16 protein-coding genes and 2 pseudogenes are annotated in these 18,942 nt (G+C 55.2%); 12 read left to right on the top strand and 6 right to left on the bottom strand.

Annotated elements, in window-relative coordinates:
- Positions 1–101 precede the first annotated feature (101 nt).
- Entirely contained in the window at positions 102–995 is an 894-nt protein-coding gene (locus QYH43_RS02185; RefSeq protein WP_095056220.1) for a LysR family transcriptional regulator, read from the bottom strand.
- 127 nt (positions 996–1,122) lie between these two features.
- Here QYH43_RS02185 and QYH43_RS02180 point away from each other — a divergent pair, with 127 nt between their 5' ends.
- Genes QYH43_RS02180 through QYH43_RS02170 form a run of 3 tightly spaced genes read left to right on the top strand, consistent with a single transcriptional unit; the run spans position 1,123 to position 3,841 of the window.
- Positions 1,123–2,310, top strand: coding sequence for an MFS transporter (locus tag QYH43_RS02180; RefSeq protein WP_095152194.1), 1,188 nt, complete (start codon positions 1,123–1,125; stop codon positions 2,308–2,310).
- 27 nt (positions 2,311–2,337) lie between these two features.
- Positions 2,338–2,787, top strand: coding sequence for a cyclophilin-like fold protein (locus QYH43_RS02175; protein ID WP_095152195.1), 450 nt, complete (start codon positions 2,338–2,340; stop codon positions 2,785–2,787).
- A gap of 25 nt (positions 2,788–2,812) precedes the next feature.
- Complete coding sequence (locus tag QYH43_RS02170; protein ID WP_301156099.1) at positions 2,813–3,841, top strand: alpha/beta hydrolase; 1,029 nt, start codon at positions 2,813–2,815, stop codon at positions 3,839–3,841.
- 629 nt (positions 3,842–4,470) lie between these two features.
- Here QYH43_RS02170 and QYH43_RS02165 read toward each other — a convergent pair.
- Both QYH43_RS02165 and QYH43_RS02160 read right to left on the bottom strand, forming a co-directional pair.
- A complete protein-coding gene (locus QYH43_RS02165; protein WP_301156098.1) occupies positions 4,471–4,938 on the bottom strand; it encodes an IclR family transcriptional regulator in 468 nt (155 codons plus the stop codon).
- Between the two features lie 376 nt (positions 4,939–5,314).
- Entirely contained in the window at positions 5,315–6,232 is a 918-nt protein-coding gene (locus tag QYH43_RS02160) for a LysR substrate-binding domain-containing protein (RefSeq protein ID WP_095056257.1), read from the bottom strand.
- Between the two features lie 194 nt (positions 6,233–6,426).
- On the opposite strand from QYH43_RS02160, the gene QYH43_RS02155 reads away from it, so the two are divergent.
- The 5 genes and pseudogenes from QYH43_RS02155 to QYH43_RS02135 all read left to right on the top strand — a co-directional run.
- A complete protein-coding gene (locus tag QYH43_RS02155; RefSeq protein WP_301156096.1) occupies positions 6,427–7,176 on the top strand; it encodes an SDR family NAD(P)-dependent oxidoreductase in 750 nt (249 codons plus the stop codon).
- A 100-nt stretch (positions 7,177–7,276) separates the two neighbouring features.
- Positions 7,277–8,575, top strand: a complete 1,299-nt coding sequence (locus tag QYH43_RS02150) for an MFS transporter (RefSeq protein ID WP_301156095.1) — start codon at positions 7,277–7,279, stop codon at positions 8,573–8,575.
- A gap of 17 nt (positions 8,576–8,592) precedes the next feature.
- Complete coding sequence (locus tag QYH43_RS02145; protein WP_301156094.1) at positions 8,593–9,441, top strand: transketolase; 849 nt, start codon at positions 8,593–8,595, stop codon at positions 9,439–9,441.
- Positions 9,438–10,460, top strand: a complete 1,023-nt coding sequence (locus tag QYH43_RS02140) for a transketolase family protein (RefSeq protein ID WP_095056225.1) — start codon at positions 9,438–9,440, stop codon at positions 10,458–10,460. Before QYH43_RS02145 ends, QYH43_RS02140 begins: the two co-directional genes overlap by 4 nt.
- 605 nt (positions 10,461–11,065) lie before the next feature.
- Positions 11,066–11,551 (top strand): annotated as a pseudogene (locus tag QYH43_RS02135) (LysR substrate-binding domain-containing protein); the annotation flags it as partial.
- A gap of 129 nt (positions 11,552–11,680) precedes the next feature.
- Here QYH43_RS02135 and QYH43_RS02130 read toward each other — a convergent pair.
- Both QYH43_RS02130 and QYH43_RS02125 read right to left on the bottom strand, forming a co-directional pair.
- Complete coding sequence (locus tag QYH43_RS02130) at positions 11,681–13,807, bottom strand: TonB-dependent siderophore receptor (RefSeq protein ID WP_095056226.1); 2,127 nt, start codon at positions 13,805–13,807, stop codon at positions 11,681–11,683.
- Between the two features lie 227 nt (positions 13,808–14,034).
- Positions 14,035–14,400, bottom strand: coding sequence for a histone-like nucleoid-structuring protein, MvaT/MvaU family (locus tag QYH43_RS02125; protein WP_301156091.1), 366 nt, complete (start codon positions 14,398–14,400; stop codon positions 14,035–14,037).
- A 165-nt stretch (positions 14,401–14,565) separates the two neighbouring features.
- Here QYH43_RS02125 and QYH43_RS02120 point away from each other — a divergent pair, with 165 nt between their 5' ends.
- Together QYH43_RS02120 and QYH43_RS02115 are read left to right on the top strand one after the other, a co-directional pair.
- Complete coding sequence (locus QYH43_RS02120) at positions 14,566–15,285, top strand: hypothetical protein (RefSeq protein WP_301156090.1); 720 nt, start codon at positions 14,566–14,568, stop codon at positions 15,283–15,285.
- A 442-nt stretch (positions 15,286–15,727) separates the two neighbouring features.
- Positions 15,728–16,192, top strand: coding sequence for a helix-turn-helix domain-containing protein (locus tag QYH43_RS02115; protein ID WP_301156088.1), 465 nt, complete (start codon positions 15,728–15,730; stop codon positions 16,190–16,192).
- 531 nt (positions 16,193–16,723) lie between these two features.
- On the opposite strand, the pseudogene QYH43_RS02110 reads toward QYH43_RS02115, so the two are convergent.
- A pseudogene (locus QYH43_RS02110) lies at positions 16,724–17,173 on the bottom strand (cation:proton antiporter); the annotation flags it as partial.
- A 271-nt stretch (positions 17,174–17,444) separates the two neighbouring features.
- Between QYH43_RS02110 and QYH43_RS02105 the strand changes: the two are divergent.
- Positions 17,445–17,807, top strand: a complete 363-nt coding sequence (locus QYH43_RS02105) for an ArsC family reductase (protein ID WP_095152010.1) — start codon at positions 17,445–17,447, stop codon at positions 17,805–17,807.
- A 29-nt stretch (positions 17,808–17,836) separates the two neighbouring features.
- Positions 17,837–18,871 carry a 2,3,4,5-tetrahydropyridine-2,6-dicarboxylate N-succinyltransferase gene (dapD, locus tag QYH43_RS02100; protein WP_095058927.1) on the top strand — a complete coding sequence of 345 codons (1,035 nt, stop codon included), beginning with the start codon at positions 17,837–17,839 and terminating at the stop codon, positions 18,869–18,871.
- The last annotated feature ends 71 nt before the right edge of the window (positions 18,872–18,942 follow it).

The following is an 18,942-nucleotide window of genomic DNA, read 5'->3' as shown; positions in this document are numbered from 1 at the left end:
ATCGCGATCTATGTTCTGCCGATTACTATCTACTACGAAGCGTAGGGGATGGCGCGAATTTGCTTGTGGCAAAGATAATCTGAATCAGTAAATCGCGTTATCTAGATTGCTTCGCGCAGCGCGTTGGCAACTAGCGAAAACGCCGGAGAGGGCTGCCGACGGTTAGGGTAGTACAAATAGTATCCAGAAAATGGTGGGCACCAATCTTCCAGCATCCGCACCAGCCGGCCTTCCTGGAGATGAGGTTCAAACTCCTCTTCCGGAAGGTAGGCAATGCCCAGCCCGGCCAGTGCAGCATCCACAATGTGGGTCGACGTGTTGAAAATGAGCTGGCCATCTACTCGTACGTTCAATTGTTTTCCGCGCCGTTCAAAGTCCCATACATAGAGTCCACCCGATGTCTGCATCCGCTGGTTGATACAGATATGGCTCATAAGGTCACGCGGACTTTTGGGAATGGCATGAGCGGCAAAGTATGTTGGGGAGGCAACAGCGGCCATACGTAACGGCGGCCCAATTCGGACTGCGATCATGTCTTTGTCGATGGTGTCACCCAGGCGCACACCCGCATCAAAACGATCCGCTACGATGTCTCTGAATCCGTAATTGACGTCGAATTCGACCTTGATATCCGGGTATTCGTGTAGCAATGCAGTGAGCTTGGGCAGCAACGTTGTCCGCAGAACGTGATCACCGCAGGTAATGCGTACCGTGCCGGCTGGCTTGTCGCGCATTTCCGTTAAGACATCAAGTTCCGCTTCGATTTCATCGAAGCGATGGCCGATCGCTTGCAGCAGTCGCTCCCCCGCTACTGTCGGCGAAACGCTACGCGTGGTGCGCGTCAATAATCTGATTTGCAGACGTGCTTCCAGACCGGTGATGGCCTGACTTATTGCAGACTGCGTAACGCCCAGTACTCCAGCTGCGCGCGTAAAGCTGCCTTCTCGCGCTACTGTCACGAAAGACAGCAAATCGTTGAGATTCCTTCTGGCCATTGTGCAACCGTCTATTTAGTCTATTGATTAGCTGTACTTATAACCATGTTAAGCATTCATTAGCTAGTCGCCCGAGTGTTCATTCGTCACCATTGCCGGCATGAATACGAATGTACCTGAGGCCCCGATGGGCACTATTTCCTCAACAAACGATGTTCCTGCTTGCTGGAGCGGCGTCTTTGCAATGACGCTTTGTGTATTCGCGCTGATCGCTTCGGAGTTCATGCCTGTCAGCCTGCTGACGCCGATGGCCGTTGATCTTCATGTTACAGAAGGGATGGCAGGTCAAGGCATTGCGATCTCCGGGGCATTCGCTGTGCTGACCAGCCTGTCGATCTCTTGGATAGCCGGAACCCTCAACCGCAAGACACTCTTGCTGGCACTTGCTGGGCTGATGGCTGTCTCCGGCGCGATTGTCGGGCTGGCACCCAATTATCTGACGTACATGGTCGGTCGTGCGCTTATCGGTGTGGTCATCGGAGGTTTTTGGTCGATGTCCGCTGCGACGGCCATGCGGCTGGTGTCTGCCACGCAGGTGCCCAAGGCCTTGGCCATCTTCAACGGTGGCAATGCATTGGCTACCGTAATCGCCGCCCCGCTGGGCAGCTATCTGGGCTCGATCATCGGTTGGCGCGGCGCTTTCTTTTGCCTCGTGCCAATAGCGGCGGTTGCGTTCATCTGGCTGTGGATCAGCCTGCCAACCATGAAGGTAGAGCCGCGCACACCGGGAACCGGCAACGTCTTGAAGTTGCTCAGGAACCGTTCCGTTGCGCTCGGCATGGCCGGATGCGGCGCCTTCTTCATGGGGCAGTTCGCCCTGTTTACCTACCTGCGGCCTTTCCTCGAAACGGTGACGCGCGTCGACGTATCCACGCTGTCGCTAGTCCTGCTGGTGATCGGTATAGCGGGCTTTATCGGGACTTTGATCATCGGCCTTTTCATAAGACGCGGTCTATTCCGGACATTGATAGTCATACCGGTGCTGATGGCGTTGATTGCTTTGGCACTGATCCCTTTTGGAACCTCCGTCGTTGTCGTTGGCGCACTGCTTGGATTTTGGGGGTTGCTGGCAACTGCGGCCCCTGTGGGCTGGTGGAGCTGGATCGCACAGGCCTTACCAAAAAATGCCGAGGCCGGAGGTGGCTTGATGGTGGCGGTGATTCAACTGGCCATCGCCCTGGGCTCCACCGTTGGCGGACTGCTGTTCGATAGTCGCGGCTACCAGAGCACTTTCGTCGTGAGCGCAGCCGTGCTGCTGCTTGCCGCATTTGTGACGGTGCTGACATTCCGTTCAACAACACCTCAATCCGCTTGAGCTATGCAACTTTAGGGGAGACGGGTCATGAGGACACTTCGTTGGCTTGGTTTGCTGTCTGCAATGCTCGTGTTGGGTAGTTATGTATCTGTGAATGATGCCGCGTCGGCGTCGTCGATACCGGAGAAATTTCGCATGTGGATGACCATCGGGGAACAACGCTTCGCCATTACCTTGGTCGACAACGCCGCCGCTGGTGCATTTGCCAAGCGACTACCGCTAACGCTCGACATGAGCGATCTGAACCGCAATGAAAAACACTCCAGTCTTCCAGAAAACCTGCCTGCCGATGCGAGCAAACCGGGAACGATCCGCAACGGCGACTTGATGTTGTATGGAGGGGACACCTTGGTCGTCTTCTATTCAACGTTCGACTCGACGTACTCCTACACGCGCCTTGGGCGAGTGGATGACACCGCTGATCTGGCTCAGGCGCTAGGGCGCGGGGATGTGCAAGTGCTGTTCTCTAAAGACTGATGACTCCGCATCAACAAGGATTCCAATGAAAAAGCTCATTGTTCTATTAACGCTTCTTGTCAGTTCACTCTCAGCAGTAGGAGCCGATATGTCCAACGGCGCGGATAATTTTTATACCAGCGAAAAAGTGACCGTGCAGAAGGTTAACTTCAAAAACCAATATCAAATGAATGTGGCAGGGAATCTGTTCATCCCGAAAAACCTAGACGGTAAAACGAAGAGCCCTGCGATTGTTGTTGGCCCTCCGATGGGAGCGGTCAAGGAGCAGAGCGCTAACCTCTATGCCACGAAAATGGCAGAGAAAGGCTTCGTGACACTGTCCCTGGATCTTTCATTCTGGGGTGAAAGCGAGGGGCAAACGCGAAACGCAGTTTCGCCGGACATCTATGTCGAGGACTTCAGTGCAGCAATAGACTTTCTCGGTGCACAGCCTTTCATCGACAAAGAGCGGATTGGCGCGATCGGCATCTGTGGCAGCGGCAGCTTCGTCATCAGCGCGGCCAAGATCGACCCGCGCATGAAAGCCATCGCAACAGTCAGCATGTATGACATGGGCGCAGCCAATCGTAATGGGTTGAAGCATTCGCAGACGCTTGAGCAACGGAGGGACATCATCGCGCAAGCAGCGCAGCAGCGTGATGTAGAATTCACTGGCGGTAAAACTCTCTACACCAGCGGTACGGTACATCAGCTAGATGAGAATACTCATCCCATCCAGCGTGAGTTCTACGATTTCTACCGCACACCACGCGGCGAGTACACGCCATCCAGCTCCTCCAAAGAGTTGACGACGCACCCTACACTCACGAGCAACATCAAGTTCATGAACTTCTACCCGTTCAATGATATCGAGACGATTTCTCCGCGTCCGATGTTGTTCATTGCCGGGGCCGATGCACACTCAAGGGAGTTCGGCGAGGAGGCCTACAAGCTCGCCGGACAACCCAAGGAGCTCGTCATCATCCCTGGCGCCGGCCATGTCGACCTATATGATCGCGTCAACCTCATCCCTTTCGACAAGCTGACGAGCTTTTTTCAGAGCAATCTAAAGTAACCCGCTGAATTGGACATTTGTTCCCAATGAGCATGCCCGTCAGGCTTTCCAGGGGAAGCGCGCGCCCATCGGCCTGGGGCCCGATGGTGATAGAAGAATCTCCTCGCTAGCATGCCTAGGAATCAAAGTTCCTTCGATTTTTTAGGCGGAATCACGGTTACTCTAAAATCAAAAGCTAGCCGCGACTGCGTCGCAAAAAACGATCTCCCTCCACCCCTGCGGGTAAAACTACCTTCCGCTCCTCCCTACCACTCACCTCACTATAGATTTCCAGAAGGGCAATGCAGGAGCGAAAGCTGCGACGAAGCAATCGAGTCGAATGGCCCAAAGCCTCTGGAAATCTGAAAAAACCGTGTGAGCGCAGATCCCTGCTTTTTTTTGGTATCAAATATAATAACTCCGTTTCGTTTTTTCATTTTCAAGGGGGGGGCACAAAATATATTTTGTAACAGACCGCCCGGCGCCGCTTTCCTTGCGCTTGAAGATAGGTGGGAAGGAACGTATCTCGAACAGCGTGGCGCAGGTGAGGTTGGAAACAATGTTCGCGGCGCCCTGACGACGATCAACCGGAACGATGAATTCATCGACATGACACTAGCGGTACTTATGACGCCCGACTGAATAGATTTTCAGCTTGTTCGGCCACCCATGGCGCTCAGGATGGCCTTGCCCTGGTCTGTGCAATACATCGGCTTGCTCTGGCCCATGGCAGCGGCGGAGCGGTGAGTATGAGCACCATCACAACGTTCAAGGGAGAGAACTTGATCTCCCTCTCGGATAGCAAGATATGCGGTCTCGCCAGTAAGGTCTCGCAACGATCTCAGTTCGAAGCTAGCGGCGGCTACCAAATCTGGTTCCAACCAAGCACCCCGAACCATCTCCAAATAACGGAAACCCAAACGGTAGCGTTTACTTGTTGGATCGCGCCGAACCATCCCGCGATCGACCAGTAGGCCAAGTAATCTGTAAAGCGTTGAGCGCGGAAGATTTACTCGGGCAGCAAGCAGCTGACTATCGAGTCCCTCAGGTGCTAGCCCGATAGTTTCGAGTAGATCAAAGGCTTTTTCTAATGATGCGGTGCCTTTGCCTGCGTCCATCGGAAACCCCTCATAGTTTCTTAGGAGGAATATCATAATATGGGAGATGATTTTTACATCAAGGCCGGAGTTCGCAGTACCAGTCCCACATTACAGGACAAGGGTACTCAGCCCACCCCGCGCTAGTGGTTTAGCTAATCGCGGTTCAACTACGCAATCAGGCTAAGCAGCAGCCAATACGTGAAGAGGTGCGGTAATGCCTCGTCGGCGAGCTGAAGGCGGCACTACGTGAGGCCAGTTCGCGCATAGGCGAAAAGTGCTGAATACACCTTTTGCTGAATGGTGTGGCTCTCTGAGAGATCAACAATTGATGCTCTTTCCACGCTCACTCCAAGACGAAGAAGTATCCCTCTCTAGCGTTCCATCTCGGCACCGCTCAGTACGCGAACTCATGTCCCAACTCACTTTCCATCCACTCCAAAAAGCGCCGTACACGCGGAAAGCCGGAATGCGCCTTTGGGAACACTAAATGGTGAGCGGCCACAGGGGCGCTGAGTGATTCGGGCGCAACTTCGACCAACGTGCCGGACGCCAAGTACTTCTGCGCGAGCAACGTGCTCTCCAATGCGAATCCGAGTCCATGGCTGGCTGCTTCCAATGACATATAGGATCGATCAAAGCTCAATGCGTAGGGTCTTTCCGGGCGAGCCAAACCATGTTGGGCGAACCATTGTGGCCACTTTAGCAATGTGGCTTCAGACAACACCAAATCACAGTCGAGTAGATCCGACGCAACTCGGATAGGTCGTTGCGCAAGCAATTTCGGTGAGGTGAGTACGGCGAACTTTTCATTTTGTACTGTGCGAACCTCATAACTTGGCCAGTTGGGCATGCCATGGCGGATATCCACATCAATCTTGTCCCGGCTGAAGTGGAGTGACTCGTACGAGCATGACAAGTTGAGCTGGATGTCAGGGTGACTTGCACGAAACGCTTCCAATCGCGGCATTAACCAGAGCAGGCCAAAGCTCGGCGATGAGTGCAGCCGCAGACAATCGAGACTGACATCGCTGGCCGCGCGTTCGGTTGCCACTGCAAGGCTATGTAGGATCCCGGAGACTTCTTTCAGGTACTGCTCCCCCACCGGAGTGAGGGAGACACCACGGGCCGCTCGAACGAATAATTGCCTGCCTATCATCCCCTCAAGCTTGGCCAGTTGGTGACTCACAGCTGATGGCGTTAAATCCAATACTTCCGCCGCCCTGGCAACATTCCCGAAGCGCGCCGTTTGCTCGAAGGCCTGAATTGCTCTCAGCGGTGGCAGGATGATTGGTGTATCAGCATCTGTGCGCATGGCACCCCACTGCATTTTTTACGATTATTGGATTTGTCTTTCATTCAATCACCTGACAACTGCCTTGACGAGTGCTGAATTTTTTTCAGCATCGAGTGACATTCGCGTTATTGCTCAGACCATCCCTGGAGAACAAGCTGAGTCATCGGTTCTTGACGGATCGACCCAATAAAAACAATTTGAGGTGCTCCTCCATGCTTCTCCAAGGCAAAGTCGCAATCATCACCGGTGCTGCATCTGCCCGTGGCATTGGCCGCGCTACAGCGACCACTTTCGCGCAACAAGGCGCTCACGTCGTGATCCTTGACCTGGATGAGTCCGCTGCCCGTGATGCCGCTGCTTCCTTAGGCGAAGGTCATCTCGGTCTGGCGGCCAACGTTGCTGACGAATCGCAGGTTCAGCAGGCCGTTGCCAAAATCATCGAGCACTTCGGCCGCATTGACGTCCTCGTCAACAATGCCGGCATTACTCAGCCACTCAAGACCCTGGACATCCGCCCTTCTGACTACGACAAGGTGCTTGACGTCAGTCTGCGCGGCACCCTGCTGATGTCGCAGGCCGTAATTCCGCACATGCGCCAACAATCTTCCGGCAGCATTGTGTGCATGTCTTCCGTTTCTGCTCAGCGGGGCGGCGGCATCTTTGGAGGCCCTCATTACAGTGCGGCCAAAGCCGGTGTACTGGGTTTGGGCAAAGCCATGGCACGCGAACTGGGGCCGGATAACATTCGCGTCAACTCCATCGCCCCTGGTTTGATTCACACCGACATTACCGGTGGCCTGATGCAGGACGATCGCCGTCACGCGATCATCGACGGCATTCCCCTGGGACGACTCGGTGCAGCACAGGATGTCGCCAACGCCGTCCTGTTCCTGGCCAGCGACCTATCCTCTTACCTCACAGGCATCACTCTGGATGTGAACGGCGGCATGCTGATTCATTAAGTACACCTGGGCGGGCCTGTGCGGCTCGTGCGGTTCTGGATCGATGACGTAGCCGGGTCTCATGGCCTGGCAGTCAATAAAAACAAGAGATCAGACCATCATGACTACCCTGTCGCTCGAAGCGGTTTCGACCGTGCGTTCCAACGCCTACCGGAAAACGGCCTGGCGCCTGATGCCCTTCCTGATGCTGTGCTACCTGTGCGCTTACCTTGATCGCGTCAACGTCGGCTTTGCCAAGCTGCAAATGATGAACGATCTGGCGCTTAGCGAAACGGTCTACGGGCTTGGCGCCGGCATGTTCTTCATCGGTTACTTCCTGTGCGAAGTTCCCAGCAACATCATCCTGCACAAGGTCGGCGCACGTGTCTGGATCGCACGCATCATGATCACCTGGGGCATCGTGTCAGCCCTGTTTGCCTTCGTCGAAACCGCCTGGCAGTTCTATGCCCTGCGCTTTCTGCTCGGTATCGCCGAAGCCGGTCTGGCGCCCGGCCTGTTGCTGTACCTGACCTACTGGTTTCCATCCTATCGTCGCGCCCGCATGACCGTGTTGTGGTTCATCGCCATTCCGCTGTCAGGCATGGTGGGTGGCCCTCTCTCCGGCTGGATCATGAATCATTTCGCCGGCATGCATGGCTGGGCTGGCTGGCAGTGGATGTTCGTGTTGGAGGCTGTACCCACGGTCGTTGTCGGTCTTCTGGTACTGAGCTACCTCAAAGACGGAGTGCATCAGGCCAGTTGGCTCAACGACGAAGAAAAGGCACTGATCACTCGGGAGCTGGCCGAAGACGACCAGCACAAAGTCACCCATGCCTCTGTGGGCGAGTTCATTCGCGACCGCCGCTTGTGGCTGCTGGCTGCCATCTACTTCTGTGTCGTGATGGGGCAGTACGCAATCACCTTCTGGCTGCCCACCCTGGTACGTAACTCGGGGGTTTCCGATCCATTGCATATCGGCTTTCTGACCAGCCTGCCTTACCTCTGTGCCATTGCCGCCATGCTGCTAGTGGGACGCAGTGGTGACAAACATCGCGAGCGCCGCTGGCACCTCATCGTTCCGATGATTGCCGGTGCTATCGGTCTGAGTCTGGCGGCGCTGATGGGCGGCAATCCAACCCTGTCCATCCTCAGTCTTTGCCTGGCCGCTTCCGGCATTTTGTCTGCAACGTCGTTGTTCTGGATGCTGCCAACCACGTTGCTCGGAGGCGTTTCTGCCGCTGCCGGTATCGCGGCGGTCAACAGCTTCGCCAACCTCGCCGGCTTTTGCTCGCCTTATCTGATTGGCTGGATCACCACAATGACCGGCTCCAGTGCCATCGGCATGTACCTGATAACTGGTGTTCTGTTCGCGGGGGCCGCTCTGGTACTGCGCATCCCCGCCGCCTTGGTCAATCGTTGAGTTAATGGAGTTTCACCATGACTACTAATCCTTCACTCGCTTCATCCACGACCCTGGTTGAACGCGCGCACAACATTCGCCGCCATGCGCTGCGAATGGGCCAAGTACAGGGACAGGGCTATGTTGGCCAGGCCCTCGGTGCTGCCGACCTGCTGGCAGTCTCCTACTTCCATGCCATGAACCATCGGCCTGCAGATCCTGAATGGGAAGAGCGTGATCGCTTCTATCTCTCCATCGGTCACTACGCCATTGCGCTGTACGCGGCCTTGATCGAAGCCGAAATCATCCCGCTCGACGAGCTGGAAACTTACGGTTCGGATGACAGCCGTCTGCCGATGTCGGGCATGGCCGCCTACACCCCGGGCATGGAAATCACCGGAGGCTCCTTGGGCCAGGGCCTGGGTATCGCGGTCGGTGCCTGCCTGGGCCTCAAGCGCAAGGGCTCGCCCTCCTTCGTTTACAACCTGCTGTCGGACGGCGAGTTGAATGAAGGCTCGACCTGGGAAGCGGTGATGTCGGCCTCGCACTGGAAACTCGACAACCTGATCGCCATCGTCGACGTCAACAACCAGCAAGCCGACGGCTACTCCAGTGAAATCCTGTCGTTCGAACCAATCGTTGATCGCTGGCACGCGTTTGGCTGGTTCACCCAGCGCGTCGATGGCAATGACCTTGATGCACTGGTCGCCGCCTTCGATACCGCGCGTAATCATCCAGGTACACAGCCACGCGTAATTATCTGCGATACCAAAATGGGCAAAGGTGTGCCGTTTCTGGAAACCCGAGAGAAGACGCACTTCATTCGCGTGGAAGAACACGAATGGGATCTGGCACTGAGCAACCTTGAAGAAGGAAAAGACCAATGAGCAACGCCGCTAACACGCCGACTTCGAATGCCGAGCCGATCAAAAAGCGCCTGACTACCTCGGCGATGATCGCTTCCATTGCCTCCGAAGGCCAAGCCACCAAGTCGGCACCTTTTGGGCATGCATTAGCTGCGCTGGCGGATCAACGCCCGGATATCGTCGGCCTGTCCGCCGACTTGTCCAAGTACACCGACCTGCACATCTTCGCCAAAGCTCATCCGGATCGCTTCTATCAAATGGGCATGGCCGAGCAGTTGCTGATGAGCGCGGCTGCAGGTATGGCCCGGGAAGGTTTCGTGCCCTTCGCTACTACCTATGCCGTGTTTGCCTCCCGTCGCGCCTATGACTTCATCTGCATGGCGATTGCCGAGGAAAACCTCAACGTCAAGATTGTCTGCGGCTTGCCCGGCCTAACCACCGGGTACGGCCCGAGCCACCAGGCCACGGACGACCTGGCGATCTTCCGCGCAATGCCAAACCTCATGATCGTCGATCCGTGCGACGCGCTGGAAATAGAGCAGGCCGTGCCTGCAATCGCCGCTCACCAAGGCCCGGTCTATATGCGCTTGCTACGGGGCAATGTGCCGTTGGTGTTGGATGAGTACGGCTACAAGTTCGAGATCGGTAAAGCTAAGACCCTGCGCACCGGTAATGATGTCCTGATCATCTCTACGGGGCTGATGACCATGCGTTCATTGGAAGCAGCAAAGCAGCTTCAGGCGGACGGGATCGATGTCGCAGTGCTGCACGTGCCAACCATCAAGCCGCTGGATGAACAGACCATTCTGGCCGAAGCCCGCAAGTCCGGACGCTTGGTAGTAACCGCCGAAAACAGCTCAATTATCGGTGGACTCGGCGAGGCTGTTGCCGGGTTACTTCTGCGTAACGGAGTGACGCCTACCTTCCGGCAAATCGCTTTGCCCGACGCATTTCTGGATGCGGGCGCATTGCCGACGCTGCATGACCGGTATGGCATCTCAACACCGGCCGTTTGTGCGCAAATCAAAGCCTGGTTGTAGCGCCATTTTGTTGTAGTCCCTCGTGAAAGGCGCGTCGATTTGAGGCGCCTCCTTACATGAGAAAAAAGGGGCGGGACGTTGAAACCACATGAACTGCTTGATCCAGCGTTCCGAAGCTTTTTGACTCCTGGTGCAGAAGCCTGGACGCTGGATACGCTGCCTGCCATCAGAAAGCGTGTCCATGCGACGTTCAAATCGTCAGGACAAACGCGTTGTGAATCCGTATGGACAACAGCTCACGACAGGGGGCGGTTGCGCAGCCAGTGCTCGTGTTGGATCATCTTTGGCTGGAGAGGCTCCCGAATCCCCAAATCCGCACTCAATTTACGAGGGGACTCCTGGAGAGTCCGCGCTTGGTCGCTACCCTAGGAATAACTACAAAAAAGAGCCCGATTGGGCTCTTTTTGTACTCAAACCAAAATCACTTGGTCAGCCAGGACTCAACGGTTTGAGCGCCATTCAGCGTTCCGACGCGTCAAACTACGAGAGATATCGCCCTGGTTTTCCTAACATCTCGGCGGGGCGTATCGGTTACGGGCCTGATTAAACCCGTCACGCTCGTCGATAAGGCCTTGGCGATTATCAAGGATTGTTTGGGATGCGACGTCAACCTCGTGGATGCGGGCGAGATCGACATGGCGGTAGTACCACCCTTCTCACTTCAAAGCGATCTACGTTGGACGACCTTGGCGCTTGAGTCTTATCGACTGATTGTGCCGCGTGAAGTGCCCGGAGAAGATTGGTCGAAACTTCTTTCCAGCCAACCGTTCATTCGGTACGACAGATCATCATTCGGGGGTAGGCAGGTGGATCGCTTCCTTCGGCAGATGCATTTCACACTAAGGGAGGTTTGCGAGCTGGATGAACTGGAGGCCATTATCAAGCTGGTCGAGAATGGTGTCGGTGTAGCTCTAGTGCCGCAGACAGCCCCCCATGAGGAATGGCCCGCAGGTGTACGTGCGCTTGATCTCGGACAGCACACCTTTCATCGTGACATAGGGCTAGTACATCGGTCTCGGCACAGCTTTACCGAACCTGTGCGGATACTGGCCCAACTGATAACTGACCAAGTAAAGGCTGGCTCCGATTAAAACCCGGATGGCAAAAGGGCCCCACAGGGCCCTTTGTACTCAACACAACATTACTTGATCAGCCAAGACTCGACAGTTGCGGAGCCGCGTTGAGCTTTCACAACATGAAATACTCCCCACACAAGCGAATTACAACGTATATGAAATACCGACCTGCACGGTTCTCGGCGCCCCTGGATAGGCGTAAACGTTGCCAAATGCCCCTTCCTCATAGTCTTCGTCAGTCAGATTTTTCACATCTAGATTAAGCCTGATTTTGTCGTTGACCTTGTAGTAGCTCAGTAGATCGACAACGGTGTAGCTGCCCATCGAAAACGCCGTGTTGGCCGTCTGCCCCGCACGCTCATCGACGTACTTGAGGCCCGTCCCTAGACCCAATCCCTTGAGTGCGCCATCCTGAAACTCGTAAACGTTGAGCAGGCTGAAGCTGTTTTGTGGGATGTTCATTAGACGAGTGCCGGACTGGATGACGTTATCCTTGGTCACTTCGGCATCGACATAAGCGTAGCCGCCAATCACTCGCCATTGCGGGGTCAGGTTGCCGGCGATGTTCAGGTCGAAACCTCGGCTGCGCACCTCGCCTGCTGCCACGCTGAAGGTCGAGTCCACAGGATCGGTGGTGAGCACATTGCGCTTTTCAATCTGGTAGATCGCCGCCTCGACACTCAACTGATTGTCCAGTGCATCCCACTTGACGCCGAGCTCATACGACTTGCCCTTTTCCGGGTCAAACCCTCCGCCCTGGCGACTGGCACCGGTATTGGGTTTGAACGAGCGAGCCGTATTGGCGTAGAGCGCCACGGTGTCGGTCAGGTTATAGGTCAACCCTACACGCGGTGTCACGGCATTGTCGCTGGCCTCCCAGCTTCTACTGCCTGGCACAAAGGTTTCGTAGTCCTGCTCGAAGCGCTCGAAACGCGCGCCGGCCAATAGTTTCAAACGCTCGGTCAATGCCACCTGATCCTGGACGAAAGCGGCATAGGTCTTGAGGTTTTCTTTGTCGTTGGTCGGAGTTCGAGTCAAAGCTGGCCGAGGTTGACCATACACCGGGTCGAAGATGTCAATCGGATAGGCACTCACCGCGCCACTGGAACGCTGAATGATCGACTTGTAGTCGTAATCCTCGTACTCGACACCGGTCAACAACGTGTGATCGAAACCGCCTGCGGTGAAATGTCCGGTGAGGTTGAGCTGGGTGTCCTTGTCCGTCCACTCCAGCTTGCGGTAATTGAAGTTGCGGCCCAGGGTGCGTCCATCGGACGCGACACCATTGGCCTCAACGGCATTGCCTTTAAGGGTGCCATCGAGCCATTGAAAACCACCGCCCAACGTCCAGTTATCGCTCAGCACATGCTCGAACCGCAGCTGCGCCATGTTGTTGTCGTTGTGCAATTTGCCAACGTCTTTTTCGCCGAAGAAGGTATCGCGGGACGCGGTGCGGATCTGATTCGGATAGCGCGTCACGCCGCGATCGAGCGGGTGATTGTTGCGCATGAAGTCGCCTTCGAAAATCACCTTGGTGTCGTCGTTAACCTGCCAGGCTAGTACCGGCGTTACTCCGTAGCGTTCGGTTTCGACATGATCGCGGAAAGTATCACCGCCCTCACCAACGACGTTCAGGCGATAGGCGAGGCGCCCTTCTTCATCAAGCGGGCCGGAAGCATCCAGGGTGCCTCGTTGCATACCCTGGTCGTCGAGTTGGCTGCCCAGCGTGACCGTAGGTACGGCCAGAGGTTGTTTGGAGATGACATTGAATGTGCCTCCAGGATCGCCTCGGCCATACAGCATGGTCGCTGGCCCTCGCAGCACTTCGAGCCGCTCGATGGTGTTCGCATCCGGCATGTTCGGATAGCCACGGTTGATTGGGAAGCCGTTGCGATAAAACTCGCCTGTGGTAAACCCTCGCACCGTGAACGTGGTCAGGCCTTGACCGCCGAAGTTGTTGGCTCGCCCCACCCCGCCGGCATAATCGAGCGCATCCTGCAATCGAGTGGCACTGATGTCCTCCACGACATCCTTGCTCACCACGCTGATTGACTGCGGCGTTTCATGGATCGACGTATCGGTGCGGGTCGCACTGGCTGAACGGGTTGCGCGATAGCCGTCCACTGGCCCCAGGGCAGTTTCAAAGTCGGATGTGCCGACGATGTCGGTCGCTTGCAACTCCAAACTGGATTTATCGGTTGCCGCTTGCTCCGCCCAGGAGGAAACGGAAATCGCCTGAAGCACACAGATCGAAACCAGAGTACGACGCATCGAGGAAACCTTGAGAAAATAGCCAAATGGAATGGCATACGTGCCAACAAATCGCGGCGCATGGTATACCACATCGCCAGCGTTTGATACGTATTCGCATTTGTATTTTCTGAACGTTACCTTCGGTTATGCAAACCGCTGTTCGAGTAATCCTGAAATGCATCGGTTGAAGAAACAGTGGCGCACAAAAAAGGGCCCTCTCGAGCTCTTTTGTACTCAAACCAAGATCACTTGCTCAGCCAGGACTCGACGGTTGCGGAGCCGTGTTCTGCTTTCCATTCTTTCAGCGTCTTGTGGTTGCCGCCTTTGGTTTCAACGACTTCGCCGGTGTGAGGGTTTTTATAGACCTTCAACACGCGTGGCTTACGGGTGCCGGTCTTGGACTCAGCTGCTGGTGCGTGACGACCAGACTTCGGATCAAGCAAGTTGATCACGTTCGGCAGGCTGTAGCCGTACTCAGCAAGCAGAGCGCGCAGCTTGGTTTCAAATTCGATTTCTTTCTTGAGGCCAGCATCGCCTTTCAAGGCTTCAAGAGCCTGGAGCTGTTCGGCGAGGTGTTTTTCGAGTTGGCGGAATTCTGCGAGCTTGGACATGGTAGGTCTCTATGTAGTTAGTATCCTAACGGTACACCAAAAATTGGTGATCAAACACTTCGCTTGTGAAATTGTCAGCCCTGCATAACAATTCTTGGATGATGCTAGCACCTAGCCTGCACTCGAAAGCTTCGTCATTTGAAAACGTACTAATCAGGAAGAAACATGTACGCAAAACTTGCTACTACCATTCTCGTCTGCGTTCTATTGAGCGCATGCTCCGATCCCAAAGACGCCAAGTTGCCAGCTGATATCAGCAAATGGTCGGACGATGCTCACCTAGCAGAATCGGTCAAAAAACTCACCGATGATGATAAGAAGCTTTTCTTGGGTTACGCAGCACGCCGTGCCCTAGCAAGCGCCTTCGGTGGTTCGCAGGCCGTTACCGATACAACGGTAGGAGATGCCTTGAAAACTCAGAAAGCTTGGCTCGACGAGAAAGCCGCAGAGGAAGTGAAACAGAAGGCCTTAGCAGAACAGGTGAAGCAGCAGCAGCTTCAAAGCCTTAAAGAGATGAATGCAACGCTAACCGCATCTCTGATTGAGCTAAAGCTTAATCCGAAAGACTACGCCAATAAACGATATAGCGATTACTTTTCGATCAGCGTCGCCTTCAAAAACAATACCGCCGAAGCACTCTCTGGCGTCAAAGGTACCGTCGTACTCAAGGACATCTTCGGTGATGTCATAAAGCGCATTAGCCTTTCCGATGACAATCAAATTGACCCCGGTCAAAATTATATCTACAGCGGCACCATGGACTACAACCAGTTCCAAGCTGCAGACAAAAAACTCGCGTCAGCTAACTTCTCGAAGCTGCAATTCGAGTGGGAACCGGACACCTACGTTTTTGTTAGTGGCAAAAAACAGGTCATGCCTCACTGAAATAGGCTTACCCCGCATGCTCCACCTTGGCGAGTGATCAGTGGATGTAGACGCCGACAACGAATTGACCCACGTGCCGACGCAAGGCCGCCCTACCCCCAAGTCGGCATAAATCCAGCACAGGCACTGGATCGCGAGGAATCAGACTGGGTCAATGACATCTCGGCAACTGGCTCAACTCCGCGTCGGCGCCAACACGGTGGATTGAATAGAGAAAATTCGTTATGAATATCTGATAGAGCTTGAATCCTCATTTCTTCCCTTCAGACTGATATGTCTGTCAATTTATAGTTATTGTTAGTACGTTGCCTCACCTGCAGCCCACTGCACATCACGCTCTCAGTGAGTGTGAATGTCGTGAACCGCAAATTAGCTACGTACAATATATAGGGTGGCAGCTAATCAATCAACATGGCCTGATCCTCATTTTTGAGGGTCTTCAATGTCGCTGAGTCAGGCATTCGCGAAAGCGCTACGGGCTGCGCGTAGGGCCAAGGAGCTTCGCCAGGATGATCTCGCTAATGTAACCAGCCGAAGTTACTTAGCCTTGCTGGAGAGCGGTCGCTCTGGTGTGACGCTGGAGAAGCTTGACCAGATTGCTACAGCCTTAAGGGTTGATCCTTTAGCGATATTCGCTATGGCAATTTGCAGCCGGAACGACGAGCCAATGGATGTAACTCTCTCGCGCCTGATCTCCGAAATTCAGTACCTTACCGAAGTCGGCGCTATTGATGAGCTACGAGAGGAAACAGCCACCCCTAGGCTATCGCCAACAGAGAAAGGCCTGCTTGTGACCACCAAAGTCCACTCATTGCGCGAGCAAGGACTTACTCAAAAAGAGATCGCAGATGAATTAGGTATCTCTACGGCTACCGTTCATAAGCACTGGCACAGAAAAATCGAGTGATTTTTATCAGCTTATCCTTAGCAGCTCAGGCACCTTCCATCTCGTTGGACGTAACAGCACAACTGAGAGCCCATGGCGCTCCCAAGCTGAGCACAATTTCCTCACGTACAAAACTCGCGTTGTTGGCCCCTTAGTAGAGCTCTGGACTGCCAGAGGACACTGAGCAATCCAGTCTGCCATTTCGCCCCACCTTTTCTTCATCAGTCGATTCGATGTCTCAGAAGCTAAAACACGCTCATCGAACCATCTTTTCTTAAAGGCATGGTGACTTCTCGCATTCGGTTTGTGGGCAAAGAACTGAAGAAGAGGTTGAGATCCAATCTAAGAGTGCAATAGGGATTCTCGCGCCCTCAAGGTGACTGGGTTCTGAGTGGGCAGTGCAGATGGGCGATGAAGCGTTACTGATGACTAATTACCAAGATATTGCTGGTGTCCATTTTTTCATGCTGTGAGATGGACACTCTCTTTTTGAGCTAGACCTAAGTAAACCGAGGCTTTGGTGGTGTCTGTCTGTAGGGTATATAGGGCGTAAAGTGCTTCGCCCTGCAACATGTGCATCAATGGCATCGGCAGCCGATTGCGCGCAATGGCCGAGACCGCCACCGCGTCCGTCGGTGACAACACCGCCGCCAGCGCGAACGCCACGGGCAGCGGCACACTGGGCAACAACCAGTGAATGAAGTAACCGGCGCCGACCACCGTAAACAACACCAGCCCCACCGCCAGGGTCAGGATCGGCCCGCGCAAGCGCCAGAGTTCACGCTTGGGCATGCGCCAGCCATCGGAAAACAACAGCGGCGGCAGGAACAGAAACAGGAACAACTCGGGATCGAGCGCCACATGCAGCCCCAATGTCGGCCAGGCGAGCAACGCACCGGCGGCAATTTGGACCAGCGGCAACGGCAGCGGGATCACCCGTCCGATCAGGCGTGACAAGCCGACCAGCATCAGCAGGATCAGAACGGTGTAAGCGGTTTGCATAAAGCGCGGTTCCCGGACAAGCGACAGCATTGAAGTGCCATATTAGCCGCTTAGACTATCGGTGGCCCTTGCACCTATGTCGCACCTGCAAACACCCCAGCCCTGTAGGCGCCGAGCTTGCTTGCGATGGCGACAGGTCAGTCGACATAGGTTTCGACTGCGATGCCCTCATCGCGAGCAAGCTTGCTCCCACAGGTTTTGGGTTTTAACTGAAAGGCCATGGCATAATCCGTCACCTTTTATTTACAGCACCTGCAAAAGGGGCAATTCCTTGACCGTTTCAAGCAAAACGTTGCACCTTTTTGGCATCAAAGCCTGCGACACCATGAAAAAGGCGCGCACCTGGCTCGATGAACACGCAGTCAGCTACGACTTCCATGATTACAAAACGGCCGGAATCGACCGTGAACACCTGACCCAATGGTGCAACGAGCACGGCTGGGAAGTGGTGTTGAACCGTGCAGGCACGACCTTTCGCAAACTCGATGACGAACGCAAAGCCGATCTCGACCAGTCGAAAGCCATCGAACTGATGCTCGCACAACCCTCGATGATCAAGCGCCCGGTGCTCGATCTCGGTGACCGAACCCTGATTGGCTTCAAGCCAGATATCTACGCGGCCGCACTCCAGTAAGCAGCCCGTACCATTTTAGAGGTATCAACATGTCTACTACCCTGTTCAGCCTGGCCTTCGGCGTCGGCACTCAAAACCGTCAAGGCGCGTGGCTGGAAGTGTTCTACGCGCAGCCATTGCTCAACCCTTCGGCCGAACTGGTCGCTGCCATCGCGCCGGTTTTGGGCTACACCGACGGTAACCAGGCCATCGCGTTCAGCACTGCCCAGGCCTCGCAACTGGCTGAAGCGCTCAAAGGCGTCGACGCTGCCCAGGCAGCCCTGCTGACCCGTCTGGCCGAGAGCCACAAGCCGCTGGTCGCGACCCTGTTGGCTGAAGATGCCCAGCTGTCGTCCACCCCCGAGGCTTACCTCAAGCTGCACCTGCTGTCCCATCGTCTGGTCAAGCCACACGGCCTGAACCTGGCGGGCATTTTCCCGTTGCTGCCGAACGTGGCCTGGACCAGCCAGGGCGCCATCGACCTGAGCGAACTGGCCGAGCATCAACTGGAAGCGCGCCTGCGTGGCGAGCTGCTGGAAGTGTTCTCGGTGGACAAGTTCCCGAAAATGACCGACTACGTGGTTCCGGCCGGCGTACGTATCGCTGACGCGGCGCGCATTCGTCTGGGTGCTTACGTCGGTGAAGGCACCACCGTGATGCACGAAGGTTTCGTCAACTTCAACGCCGGCACCGAAGGCCCGGGCATGATCGAAGGTCGCGTATCGGCTGGCGTGTTCGTCGGCAAAGGTTCGGACCTGGGCGGCGGTTGCTCGACCATGGGCACCCTGTCGGGCGGCGGTAACATCGTGATCAAGGTCGGCGAAGGCTGCCTGATCGGCGCCAACGCCGGTATCGGTATTCCGTTGGGCGACCGCAACACCGTTGAGTCCGGTCTGTACGTCACCGCTGGCACCAAAGTGGCGCTGCTGGACGAGAACAACAAGCTGGTCAAAGTCGTGAAAGCCCGTGAACTGGCCGGTCAGCCTGACCTGTTGTTCCGTCGCAATTCGGAAACCGGCGCCGTGGAATGCAAAACCCACAAATCGGCCATCGAACTGAACGAAGCACTGCACGCTCACAACTAAGCCACACGACCACCCGCACCTCTGTAGGAGCGAGCTTGCTCGCGATGGACGTCAACGATAACGCGCGGCAT

Origin of the sequence: Pseudomonas sp. C32 (genome assembly GCF_030417915.1) — a bacterium.
In the GTDB taxonomy this organism is placed as follows: Bacteria; Pseudomonadota; Gammaproteobacteria; order Pseudomonadales; family Pseudomonadaceae; genus Aquipseudomonas.
The sequence above is the reverse complement of the archived record's forward strand: the minus strand, read 5'-3'. Positions and strand labels throughout refer to the sequence as shown.